Below are 12778 nucleotides of genomic sequence, written 5' to 3'. Positions count from 1 at the left end.
GCATTTGCGCCAGGCGGGTTTGCCCACGAGGCAGGCCCGGTCCGGTCGGTGTATGAGCCCACCCGCTGATACGCCTGAGACTCGGTGGCTAAATCCAATAACAAAATGAGGTTGTATCCCTATGCCTGTTGGCAAACCACTGCCCCCTGGCGAGACCGCTCAAGGCGGCCCGCTCAAACGTGAACTGGGCGAGCGCCACATTCGCTTGATGGCCCTGGGCGCCTGTATCGGTGTCGGCCTGTTTCTCGGCTCGGCCAAGGCGATCGAAATGGCCGGCCCGGCCATCATGCTCTCGTACATCATTGGCGGCCTGGCGATCCTGGTGATCATGCGCGCCCTCGGCGAAATGGCGGTGCACAACCCCGTAGCCGGTTCGTTCAGTCGTTATGCCCAGGACTACCTTGGCCCCTTGGCTGGCTTTCTCACCGGTTGGAACTACTGGTTCCTGTGGCTGGTGACCTGCGTCGCGGAAATCACCGCCGTGGCGGTGTACATGGGCGTGTGGTTCCCCGACACGCCACGCTGGATCTGGGCCCTGGCGGCGCTGATCAGCATGGGCACCATTAACCTCATCGCGGTCAAGGCGTTCGGTGAGTTCGAGTTCTGGTTCGCGTTGATCAAGATCGTCACCATCATTGCGATGGTGATCGGCGGCGTGGGCATTATCGCGTTCGGCTTCGGCAATGACGGCGTGGCGCTGGGTATTTCCAACCTGTGGACCCACGGCGGCTTCATGCCCAACGGCGTTCAGGGCGTGTTGATGTCGTTGCAGATGGTGATGTTCGCCTACCTGGGCGTGGAGATGATCGGCCTCACCGCCGGTGAAGCGCGCAACCCGCAGAAGACCATTCCCAGCGCCATCGGCTCGGTGTTCTGGCGCATCCTGCTGTTCTATGTGGGTGCGTTGTTCGTGATCCTGTCGATCTACCCGTGGAATGAAATCGGCACCCAGGGCAGCCCGTTCGTGATGACCTTCGAGCGCCTGGGCATCAAGACCGCGGCGGGCATTATCAACTTCGTGGTGATCACCGCCGCGTTGTCGTCCTGCAACGGCGGCATCTTCAGCACCGGGCGCATGCTTTACAGCCTGGCGCAGAACGGCCAGGCGCCGGCGACGTTCGGCACCACCTCCAGTAACGGCGTGCCACGCAAGGCGTTGCTGTTGTCGATCTTTGCCTTGTTGCTGGGCGTACTGCTCAACTACCTGGTGCCAGACCAGGTGTTCGTGTGGGTGACTTCCATCGCTACCTTCGGTGCGATCTGGACCTGGCTGATGATTCTGCTGGCCCAGCTCAAATTCCGCAAAGGCCTGAGCCCGGCCGAGCAAGCGGGCCTCAAGTACCGCATGTGGTTGTACCCGGTCAGCTCCTACCTGGCGCTGGCGTTCCTGGTGCTGGTGGTGGGCCTGATGGCGTACTTCCCCGAGACCCGTGTGGCGCTGTATGTAGGGCCTGCGTTTCTGGTGTTGTTGACCGTGTTGTATTACGCGTTCAAGTTGCAGCCGAGCGATGCGGCGGTGCGTTCCGCTGGTTGATGCCGGCCTGGCCTCCGGTGCATCGGTATCTACATAACTTCGGTATGACGCCGAACCTGTGGCGAGGGAGCTTGCTCCCGCGATGGCCTGACAGCCGGAGCTGATCTAGCTGACGCAGCGCGATCCATATGTGGGAGCTGGCTTGCCTGCGATGGCGGCCTGACAGCCGCCCCATATCTACCTGATACCCCACGATCCAACTGTGGGAGCGGGCTTGCTCGCGAAGGCGGCCTGGCAGTCAACACAGTTGGATTGTGTACATATCCATTGTTGCGGTAACGGCCGCTTAGGGTTCCGCCCTGACGGCGGCTCACTTTTGAAAAGCGCAAAAGTAAGCAAAACGCTCTTGCCCCACCACTCGGCACCTCGCTTAGGCTCGGTGTGCCCGAACGCAGGCTTGAATCCGTGGGCCGCCGCCACGCGCCATTCATGGCGCGGGGCGGCTAACCCGGCGTCCTGCCGGGTTACCCACGAATTCAAGCCTGCGTTCGGCCAGCGTGGTTTAACGGGGCGCTTCAGATCAAGATCAAAAGCAGAGCAACGGCGTTTTTCAAGGTAGTTGTCGCGTCCACCGTCGCGCTACGCGATTTTTATTACCACGGTCAGCTCCCTTTCGGGGTTCAGATACACCGTCCCGATAGGGTTCCAGTTGCGTGTCTCTCCTGACCATCGTTCCGGTCTTTTCTCTCTGGCCTGCCGGTATATCGCATCTCGACGAGCCAAGATTTCTCGGTCTTTTCCTTCATGACGTTGAGCCGGTGTTACGAAGCGGATCCGGCTATGACGGTGCACGGTGTTGTACCAGGTCATAAAATTCCTCACCCAGATACGCGCATCATCCAGGCTGGTAAACCCTGCCTGTGGCCACTGCGGGCAGTATTTCAGTGTCCTGAACAGTGATTCCGAGTACGGGTTGTCGTTGCTAACCCGTGGTCGACCGCGAGACGGCGTGATGCCCAGGTCATACATCTTGGTCAGTAACGTCACCGATTTCATTGGTGCACCATTGTCCGAGTGAAGCACCAGCGGCTGGCGCCAACACTTCTCCTGAGTCACGCTTCGTTGCAGCAACGCTGCCGCCTTTTCCCCGCTCTCGGCTTCATAAACTTCCCAGCCCACGGCTTTTCGGCTGTAGATGTCTTCGATCAGATAGAGATAGTAAAATTTCCCGCGAACCGGGGACGGCAGGTAGGTGATGTCCCATGACCACACCTGATTAGCTGAAGTCGCTGCGTAAGTGGTCGGTGCCTCATGGCGATGCGGTCGCTTGGCTCTGGATCGGTGATGCTGCTGACCTGCCGCATGCAGCACACGATAAAAAGTCGCCTCCGAGGCTACATATCTTCCTTCATCGGCCAATTGCGGCACGATCTGGCTTGGCGGGAGGTGCGCGTAAGCTTTGCTGTTGCACAGCGTCACGATGCCTTGTCGCTCAAGCTCACTGAGCGCGTTGTTCGGTATCGGCCTGAGCGTCGTCGTGCGTCCAGCTGCCAAGAGTTCTTGCGGCAAGCTCCAGCGTTGCAGCGTCCTCAGTGAAATGCCTACCTCCTGACAAGCAGGCGCCCTGCGGGCGCCCGCCAGAATGGCTTCATTAAGCCAATCAACGAGTAAATACCGTTCTGGCAACAAGGTCAGGTGGCCTCGTCGTCGCTCCCCCAGTAGGCATTGAGCTTTTTTTCGTAGTACCAGTAAAGCCGCTGTTTCAGCCAGGGCTGCATCTTTGCGGCGCAACTCACGTTCAAGTTCACGGATACGATTTTTATCATCTCGTGACTGTCCGGAGCTTGCAGTTTTCGCGGTTGACTGTTTCGTGCTGCCGGCAATAAAAGCGTTGCGCCAATCGGTTATTTGCTCGGGAAAAATACCTTTTCGTCGGCAGTACTCACCGATTTCCAGTTCCGATAGCGAACCTGTTTCTATGATGATCGCCAGCTTGGATTCGGCTGACCAATTTTCGGCCGGTTGCTTGGCATCGGACAATTGCGTTCCTCTGGCGGCAGCTTGTTTGCGCCAATAATGGAGAGACATATCGCTACAACCTTCGCGCCGAGCGACCTCCGCCGCCGAGAGGCTCAGGGGCGGAAGCATCATTTTCAGCAGCGCAGCTTTACGTTCTTCTGAATAGAAAGGCATGACCATACTCTTGCCGCCCCCGGAATGCTTTTCAAAAAGCGGGGGACACGACAACTACCCTGACACCGGGGGGCAAGATCAAGAGCGGCTCGCTTCGCATCGTGGTTACCGCTGAGGCCAAATCGGATCAAAAACAGGGTAGCGTGTTTGCTCGCGACGGTTATGGCTTTGGGCTTTTAGTTGTGGTGAGTAACAACCGCAACCAGTCCGGGTGATTAGCCCGCTCCCAGCGATAGGCTTTCCCGTCGTAGAAAAACACCAGGATATCTTCCAGGTCCCAGGTAATCATCTTGATCTCCAGTGTCCTCATGTAGTCCTTTGCCGGGCAAGTGATGGCTGCCCAAGGGTCGCTGATCCATAGATCGGCCCACCCGGTCTCCTGGAAGTCCAGCGTCTGGCTCAAGCCTGTGGGGATCGTGCCCACCACCACAAAGGTATGAACCTGGCAGACCCAGACCTGAGCCGTACCGCCATTGGTTCGAATCATTTCACAGGCAACATGAGCCATCTGGTCGCAGTTGCCGGCACCGGTCTTGAGGATGATCTCCGTGTAGTTCGGCTGGCCGATCTTGCTGTACTCCCACATCACCACCGATTGTGCCTCTTGCACACGGCGCAGCTCATCCAGCGTGGGACCCTGGACATTGGCGGACTTGAGCTGGGTTCTCTCAACCAGCGCCGCGGTGCTGGCGTTGGCTTGTTCGGCCAGGTAGCGATTGATTTGCGCGGGGCTGGGATGTGGCGTCGTGCCAGGCCGCGGTGGCCAGATGTCGAGCTGCACAGGGCGGGATACGAAGTTGATGTTCAGGCTGCGGCCTTGATCACTGAGGTTGAGCAGCAACTCGCGTTGCTTGATGGTTCGAAGGCCGCTGACACGCTTACGCAAGAGGGCAATTTTTTCGGCGCTGAAGCCACGGTGAGCTAACTGTCGATACAGGACTTCCAGCGTCGGCAGTGCCACCAACGGTTGGTCGGGTATGAGCTGTGCTGCTTTCAAGAACTGATTCTTGCGCTCACCGAAGGCATCGATCAGTGCGACGTGCTCGCCACCGACGCTGTAATCCAGTTGTTCAAAGTGCACAACGCTCGACCCTGTGGTTGTTGCGGGCGCTCGGTAAAAGACGCCAACATCGGCTTCGACCACCCAATGATCTTTGCCCGGCACACTGACCAGCAGCGCTCTGAGGGTACGGCTGTCGTTGATGCCATCAACGATGCCAGTGAGTTCCACCACCTGGGTCTGTCGGCTGAGTACGTTGTCAAAATCGTCTCCGGGCAGGCCGAACTGGGGCTCGTTATCAATGCGCCTGCCGATGACGTTGGTTTTGTAGGTCAGGGGCGTCGACGCAGGCAAGGGTGTCAGTTCGAACTCGGTAACGCGCGGTGTGACTTCATGAATGCGTCGGTGATAGACCAGCTGGCGCTTTTGTCCGTCGATCACCGGGGCTGGTATCAGTCGAACGTGGTCCAGTGCCTGGACCCGGCGCAAGTGAATCGAATGTGCAAACTCATACAGGCGTTTGGTGAAGCAAACGATGGGGATGAGGCTGCGTTTTTTTCTGCGGATCGCACACAGGTGATCGAAGGTGTCTACGTGCCAGGCATGTACCGGGGAGGTGAGTTCGTCCATGTGCGTTTGTGCATCGTGGGGCAAGCGCCATACCCGATTTTGGTCCAGCAGATCTGTAGCGTTGGCGCGCTGAATCAGCAGCGCAGGTTTTTTGAACAGCGGTTCGGTGATTCTGGCCTTATAGCCACCCACCGATTGGTGCGGGATGACTGTTATCGCCGTGTCCAGCCGCAGGTCTGCAAGCGGCGGCCCGTAAGGTCTTGAGCTGAAAGGGTCGAAGGCGTACCAGGCGCTGGAGCGCTTTATCGCCAGCACCTGCGCCACCCCATCGGCGCGCGTCAGGGTGGCCGGTGCGATGTCGGCGCTGTTGAGCAGGCGGGTGTAGTCAACGCTGGGGCCTGGGTTCAGCCGCAGGCGTGTATTCCGGATCGCTCCCTCCAACGCACGCATGCCGGCCTGATTCAGGTGTACCAGGCCATGGCGGCCCAGGCGTAGCACCGACGGCAAGCTGTCGAAAGGATTGAATACTGCATTCAGGTACGTGGCACCGAGCTTGGTCAGTTGCAGCAGCTTGATGTAGGCGGGTGCGCCTTTCCCCAGGCGCGCGATGCTGGAGAGCACTAAACCTTTGGTGGGTGCGAGCAGGCCAAACACATCGAAGAAGCATCCATAGGCGCCCTCGATCATGCGCTTGGTATCGCCCGAGGCCAAGTCCCGAGTGCATGACCACAGCGGGATCAGGCCCAGTAAAGCCTGATACACCGCTTGAGCAGTCTTTTGCCGGTCTTCCAGCAGGGTTGAGCCTCTGGCTTGTGCCACCAGGGTGTCGATGTCCTGGAAGAAGTGTTGATTGACGATGGCCTTCGCCAGGGTCAAGGCTCTTGGCGAATCGAAAGTCAGCGCCTGAGTGGTGGCCTCTGTGGCCTCGACACGCCACAACCGATCGATGATTACGCTTGAAGACTGATCTGCTCTGGGCGGGCTGCCGGTCAGGTAGGCTGTTTCGTCAAGGGCCAGCAAGCTGCCGATATGCAGCTGCGAGGTCGGCTGTGTGCTGTGGACATTGCCAGTCTGGATGGTAAATGGAGTGCCTCCCAGCTCCAGTGTGTGTGGAAGGCGGACGTTTTTATACGCCAGGTTCAACAGCGGGAACAGTTCGTAGTCATGGTGACCGTTCAAGGCCTCACACCGCAGGATCACGCCGAAGCGGCCGGTACGGGCCATTTTCTCCCCCGGTTGCTCTTCGATCTGGGGTTTGTTCGCCGGTCGCCTCACCACCAGCAGTTGCACGGCGGCCTTTTGCAAGTGCTCGCGGTCCGCCAAGGGTAATTGTGCGAGCAGGTAGCGGATGACGGTGGTGTAGGCCTCTTTCAGCTGTGCGACATGAGCGATGCTGGCTTCGTTGAATAAGGTGTTGACGTCGCCAAGGCGGCGAAAGTGCTGTTTCATTTCGGCCAGGTCCAGCGCCGGGTCTACAGAGTTCCACTGCTCGGCCAAAGGCTGTAATGCGCCACTCATGTGCAGGTCCACCAGCGATTGCAGGTGGGCGCCGGGGGCCGGAAGGTGAGAAGGTCTGCGTTGTGGCCCTTGTGCCCAGCGCAGGCATTTCTTCTTCAGTAGCCGGTTTCCCCGGAATATTTTTTTCAGGTCATTGAGCGCAATACGGCGGCGTGTAATGAGAGGGGTTCGTAAGGTTCTGGACGCGTCCCCCAACGTGTCGACACGTTCTATAAGCGTATTTTGAAGCGTGTTGATGCTCTGAAGGCTGTAAGTGCTGTGTTCATTCACAGGTGACAGTTGGCCTTGTGCGACAGCCCAGTCAATCAACGTGCTGGTGGTGTAGTGAGCACGCCACAGGGGTTGTTCGGCGGCGTCCAGCTCCTGGGTAGTGAGCGCTACGATATCGCTGAACCGCAGGTGCCGTGATGAGCCGCAGACGAGCGCTTCTGCGAGCATCACCCCTTGTTTTAAAAGCAGCCAGGCATGGGAGGTCATGAAGTAGAGCGAGTCGGGGAGCTGACCTACCAGAAACTCCGGGGCGATACCTGCCAGCAACAGGTGCGCGGCCAGTGCGGTGGAGCGCGAAGTGGCGACACCGCTCTGGATCAGGTGCAGTTCTACTGTGCGACGAAGGTCCGCATAGCGATGCCCCCAACAGTCACTCTGATTGAGGTTGAGGCCAACGATGGTGTAGCGGCTCTGACCGGCCTGGGGGTCGAGATCCAGGATCAGAGCGCTTAGGAGCAAGGTGTTACGACTGGACCGGTTGGCCAACTGACCAGGGGCATGACCGTACCATTGCATCGCATCGATCAATTGATCGGCCAGTTTTTGCGCGGTTGGGTGGGCCAATAGCTGGTGCAACTGTTCATCAGGTGGGGCGGGTAACGGGTCGTTGATCAACCGTTCGAGCAGCCCTTGATTGGGCTGTGGCAGAAACTTGCGGGTGATGTTCATCACCGTGAGGCGTTGCTCGGCCGAAAGCGTCAAGGCGCCGGGTTGGGGCAGGCCCAAGCCTTCCCAGTAATTGCCCAGGCGAGGTTTTACCGGCATGGCCCATTCGGGCTGGATGCCTTGGGCATGAGCCAGGTTGTCGCGCTCATGTTCCGCGGTGAACCATTGCCGATGCACCTGTATGGCCATGTCGGAATCGGCCTGGTCGTCTATCGGCGGAACGTTGATGGGGGGCGGGATGCGTAATTGTTCTATCAGGTCCCAGGCCGCTTCGCGGGTATCGGGCAAAGGCAGATCATGCAGGGTGAGCAGTTGAGCCAGGTTGAATTTTCCATCCAGGGAGATGGACAGTTGCATGGCGTTTGCGAGGTCTTGCAAGCGTTCAAGAGCGCCTTCCAGAGGCAGCTGTGCCAGTTGCTCGTAGTGGATCTCGAGCGGCGTACCACTGGGCCCCGCCCCTTTGATCGACTGTCGGGTGACATCAAAAAAATAGTGCCCTGGGACCAGGTCCTGGGTTTGATCCAGGGCCAGGAACTGTGGATGTGCGGTAATGCCCTGGAGCAAAGCTGCGGCGGCTTCCATGCTCCTCGCCCAGAACGAGCCTGAGGTCAGCCAGCATCGGGTGCGGTACAGCGTGAACAGGCTGAATGGCCGGTCGTCCTCATCCTGCGCAGTGATTCCGGCCAGCAACTGTTGCGCCACTGTCTGACGGTCCTGTTCCAACTGCTGGAACGCTTCTGACAAAGGGGGTTCAGCACGCCAGAAAAATGATTGAAGGTGGCTCAGGGCATCTATCACTGCACCTCGTTGGGCACGGGTGTTTGGCTGTGGGTAACCGTAAAACCGCAGGATGTGCCGAACGCTCAATGCCAGGTGTTCGTCGGGAACGGGTAGCCCCAGCGCGTCGGGGTCGAGCACCTGGGTAATGGCCAGGACCGGCGGTGCGAGCCGGTACCAATCACTCTGGTCGTCAAGGGTGAAGGTTTTGTCTTGGGTATGCAGTGTGCCGTTGCGTACCCTGAGGTCGGCCAGGTTCAGCGACTGCCGTTGGGCCCAGTCCAAGAATCGTGGACGCTCCAACGCTTGGCGGTACACCTGCCACCAGTTGCCCAGCGAGCATTGTGCGGGGATCGATAGCGTCTCGGAGGGCGTGGAGTGGGGTGCCTTGAGATGTTCGATCAAGGCAGTGGTCATCAGCCTGTCGCCATCCTGGCGCAGGCTTTTGCTCAGATTCAGCGGGGTCATCCGTGGGTTTCCTGTCCAGAAGGGCAGCCCTCTTGGCTGCCCTTTCACTGCTTAAATGGACAGAAATGGAAACACCCCGGCGGATGGGCCAGGCGCTAATTATGTGGCGGGAGACTGGGGCAAGGTGGCTCGCCGCTGGTCCAATTGCTTGTTGAACTCCAGCCACGCGGCAAACAAGCTCATCACGGCGGCCCCCACCAGCGCTGTGAATACCTGCATGGCGAAGGTATCGCCGGTCAGGGCATTGACCATGTCCGCCAACGGCGCCAGCACCACACCCAGGCAAAACACCTCCAGGGAGTAGCGTCCCATCCGCACCAGTTGTCGCGCCAGCCCGTGTTGCGTCCAGCCGACACCGGGGAGCAGTTTGGCGGTGACGTAGGCCAGGGCCAGAAAGTGCAGCAAGCGCACCGGTGACAGGTCGGTCTTGCTGATGGGGTACAGCCATTCGCCAATCACGCGCGGCATCCAGGCGTCGTGCACCTCGGGCCAGCGCCACGAGAGGGTGATCACGCAGGTCGTCAGCACATACGCCGCAGCCGCTATGAACAACGGTTGGCGAAGCAGTGGCTGTCGTTTGGTAGGGGGCGTCGAACGCAAGGCCGCTGCGCCGCCGAGGATAAACAGGCACTGCCAGGTGATGGGGTTGAAGTACCAGACTCCGCCGTTGCTGGCCGGCAGGTTCCAGCCCTGCCATGGCGCCAGCAGGTATACGGCCAGCGAGATCGCCACGGTGATCGTGGGCGCACGCAACAGTAACGGCAGCGTAATGGGCAGGCTGAGAATCAGCACGATATACAGCGGCAGCGGGTCGGTCAGGTTGGGTTTGAAGCGCAGCAGCAACTCATCGACCAAGGCCTGTTGGGTATTGTTGAGGAAGTACTCCAGGCCCATCTCCTGCACCAGGTCGCGGGTTTCGATATGACTGTTGGCGAAAATCACGATGCCCATCAACAGCGCCAGCAGGAAAATGTGCACCACGTAGAGCGTCCACACCCGACGCAGGATTTTCAGGCAGGCAATGAAATAGCCATCGCGCTGCAGGATCTTGCCGTAGGCCAACACGGCTGCATAGCCGGCCAGGAATACGAAGATTTCCGCGGCGTCACTGAACCCGAAGTTCTGCACGGTGACGTTGGCCAAGGGGTTATGGGGCACGTGATCCCAGAAAATGAAGATCAACGCCAGGCCCCGAAAAAAATCGATGCGCGGGTCGCGTCCGTTCAGCATGGCAGCGGGCTCTTGAGCAAGTAGTGGAATGACGATAGGTGAGCGCGGGCGTCGCCGCACGTCGGGCGGGCGCAGGTTGGCGGTATTTGTAAGCAATTGCAAAGGCTGGGTATTGCTGAATGTCTCAATTGCGCTTGGGGATAGACCCGTTTCCTTGGGCCGCTACTTGCTGTTCATGACCTGCATGGGCGGCTTGAGCGTGGCCGTGGGATGGCTGGGCGACCATCTGCATATGCCAGGGATTGTCACTGTGCTGGTGTTTTCGCTGGTCAGCCTGGTGCGCGTTTTACTGCGCGCGCAATGGGCAACGCCGGTGGGACAGACTGCCCGCAATAGGCAACCCGCGCGTATCGCTCACCTCGAAATGCGCCTGGTTGGTAGTCGCCGAATCCGGCCCAACGAAGACGGTAAAACTGCCGGCCTCGACCTTCGGCGAAAAATGCTCGTCGAGCAAGGCAAAGTCCGGTTGGCCCAGGGTAAAGCTGACGCTGCGGCTTTCGCCCGGTGCTAAATGAATCTTGCGAAAACCCCGTAACCGGCGCACTGGTCGAGTGACGCTGGCAATATCATCGCGCAGGTACAACTGGACGATTTCATCACCGGCGCGTTTACCGGTATTGGTGACGGTGACTTCAACCGCCAGCGTCTGGGTGGAGGTCAGTCGAGGGCTACTCAGGCGAGGAGAGGAGTAGACGAAGGAGGTGTAGCTCAAGCCGAAGCCAAACGGATACAGGGGTGTCCAGGGCACATCAATGTAGGCGGATGCGTAACTGCCATCACCGCTGGGTGGGCGGCCGGTATTTTTATGCGCGTAGTAAATCGGTATCTGGCCCACATGACGTGGGAACGTCATTGGCAGCTTGCCGCTGGGGTTAACGTCACCAAAGAGCACATCGGCCACGGCATTCCCGGTCTCGCTGCCCAGGAACCAGGTTTCGAGCAAGGCAGGCGCTTGTTGGACTGACTCATCGAGCACCAGCGGGCGGCCGTTCATCAGGACGATGACCAGCGGCTTTCCTGTGTTCAGCAATGTGCTTAGCAGCGCATTCTGCCCACCCGGCAGGCCGAGTTCGGCGCGACTATGGGCTTCGCCGCTCTGTTCTGCGGTTTCTCCGAGCACGGCGATGAGCAGGTCGCTTTCACGCGCCGTGTGTTCGACCTGCTTGATGTCCTGGACATGCGGGCTGCTGGGCGAGGCGCCGGGCAGGTAAACAATCTCGCTGCCAGGTGCGACTGCATTGCGCAGTCCTTGCAGCACTGTGACGGACTCTTCGGCGCGTCCGGCCCCGGCCCATGGGCCGATCGTGGCGCTGGCGTCCGAAGCGAGGCTGCCGGTCACCAATACCTTGCCCGGCTGTTTGGAAAGCGGCAGCAACGGGCCGCTGTTTTTCAGTAAGACGATGGATTTCTGCGCCGCTTCTCGAGCCAGGGCGCGGTGTTGTGGCGTGAGCTGGTTGGCCCGCTCGCGGGCTTCGTCGCTGTACCGATAGGGGGCATCGAACAGCCCCAGGCGTTGCTTAGTCTTGAGTACGCGACGCACCGCGTCGTCCACGCTTTTGCGCGATACCTGACCGTTGCGCACCAGCGTCGGCAGGTGTTGGCGATAGGATTGACTGGCCATCTCGATATCCACCCCGGCAGTGAACGCCAGCCGTGCGGTGTCGGCTGCCGTGGCAGCAATGCCTTGTGGGCCCAGTTCCCAGACAGCATTGAAATCACTGACCAGCAAGCCGGTAAACCCCCATTGTTTGCGCAACAGACCGGCCAGCAGGGCGGTATGGCGGTGCATGGGAATGCCGGCCAACTCGTTGAAGGACGGCATGATTGCATCGACGCCGGCCGCGACGGCGGCCTGGAAGGGAGGTAAGTAAACCTCTCTCAACGTACGTTCCGACAGGTCGGCAACGTTATAGTCTCGACCGCCTTCGGCAGCGCCGTAGGCCACGAAATGTTTTGCCGTCGCGAGCATCGACGAGATGTCGGGGGCACCTGCGCCCTGAAAGCCATGCACGAGGGCAGCAGCCAGTGCAGAACCCAGAAACGGATCTTCACCTGCGCCTTCCACCACGCGCCCCCAGCGCGGATCACGGGTAACATCGACCATGGGCGCAAAGGTCCAATGCACGCCACTGGCGGTGGCTTCTACGGCTGCTGCGCGTGCGGTTCGTTGTGTCAGGTCCGGGTCCCAGGCCGAGGCTTGCGCCAATGGCACTGGAAACACCGTGCGAAAACCGTGCAGTACGTCATAGGCGAATAACAAGGGGATATGCAGGCGAGAGCCGTTGACCACCTGTTCTTGCAACTGGCGGGTCTGTTGCGCGGTACTCGCCCCCAGTACCGACCCCACCAGGGTGACGGGCATCTGTGTTTGCGTGCCTTGATCAATGGCGGGGCCGGTGGGCGTAGCCTGGATGCCAAGTTGGCTGAGCTGGCCAATTTTTTCTTCAAGGGTCATTTGCGCCAGCAAGCGTTCAACCGGATCGTCTTGGGCTAGCGCCAGCAGTGGGAGGCAGGCGAGCAGCAATGAAGCAACATGTATAGGCATGGTTCACCCGTCCATGGGTAGGGTTGATGCCTTCAAGTGTTTTGCATCAGAGCAAAATCATCTACTG

At 59.5% G+C, this 12778-nt stretch carries 5 protein-coding genes; 1 reads left to right on the top strand and 4 read right to left on the bottom strand.

Annotated elements, in window-relative coordinates; all coding sequences use genetic code 11:
* The first annotated feature begins 121 nt into the window (after positions 1–121).
* The gene (locus tag PSH76_RS22095) at positions 122–1534 is read left to right on the top strand and encodes an amino acid permease (protein ID WP_044272099.1); all 1413 of its coding nucleotides are present in this window, start codon (positions 122–124) and stop codon (positions 1532–1534) included.
* A 579-nt stretch (positions 1535–2113) separates the two neighbouring features.
* On the opposite strand, the gene PSH76_RS22090 is transcribed toward PSH76_RS22095, so the two are convergent.
* From PSH76_RS22090 to PSH76_RS22075, 4 genes are all read right to left on the bottom strand, one after another.
* The gene (locus PSH76_RS22090; protein WP_305492915.1) at positions 2114–3667 is read right to left on the bottom strand and encodes an IS3 family transposase; all 1554 of its coding nucleotides are present in this window, start codon (positions 3665–3667) and stop codon (positions 2114–2116) included.
* A 160-nt stretch (positions 3668–3827) separates the two neighbouring features.
* Positions 3828–8936 carry a hypothetical protein gene (locus PSH76_RS22085; RefSeq protein ID WP_305492914.1) on the bottom strand — a complete coding sequence of 1703 codons (5109 nt, stop codon included), beginning with the start codon at positions 8934–8936 and terminating at the stop codon, positions 3828–3830.
* A 99-nt stretch (positions 8937–9035) separates the two neighbouring features.
* Complete coding sequence (locus PSH76_RS22080; RefSeq protein ID WP_032893354.1) at positions 9036–10166, bottom strand: OpgC family protein; 1131 nt, start codon at positions 10164–10166, stop codon at positions 9036–9038.
* A gap of 286 nt (positions 10167–10452) precedes the next feature.
* Entirely contained in the window at positions 10453–12711 is a 2259-nt protein-coding gene (locus PSH76_RS22075; RefSeq protein WP_305492913.1) for a glycoside hydrolase family 3 N-terminal domain-containing protein, read from the bottom strand.
* Positions 12712–12778 lie beyond the last annotated feature (67 nt).

Origin of the sequence: Pseudomonas sp. FP215 (assembly GCF_030687795.1) — a bacterium.
Lineage (GTDB): Bacteria > Pseudomonadota > Gammaproteobacteria > Pseudomonadales > Pseudomonadaceae > Aquipseudomonas > Aquipseudomonas salmasensis.
The sequence above is the reverse complement of the archived record's forward strand: the minus strand, read 5'-3'. Positions and strand labels throughout refer to the sequence as shown.

Bases quoted from the DNA above. Each gene is read 5' to 3' on its own strand.
- PSH76_RS22080 (WP_032893354.1), bottom strand. From the start codon at position 10,166: ATGCTGAACGGACGCGACCCGCGCATCGATTTTTTTCGGGGCCTGGCG.
- PSH76_RS22075 (WP_305492913.1), bottom strand. From the start codon at position 12,711: ATGCCTATACATGTTGCTTCATTGCTGCTCGCCTGCCTCCCACTGCTG.
- PSH76_RS22095 (WP_044272099.1), top strand. From the start codon at position 122: ATGCCTGTTGGCAAACCACTGCCCCCTGGCGAGACCGCTCAAGGCGGC.
- PSH76_RS22090 (WP_305492915.1), bottom strand. From the start codon at position 3,667: ATGCCTTTCTATTCAGAAGAACGTAAAGCTGCGCTGCTGAAAATGATG.
- PSH76_RS22085 (WP_305492914.1), bottom strand. From the start codon at position 8,936: ATGACCCCGCTGAATCTGAGCAAAAGCCTGCGCCAGGATGGCGACAGG.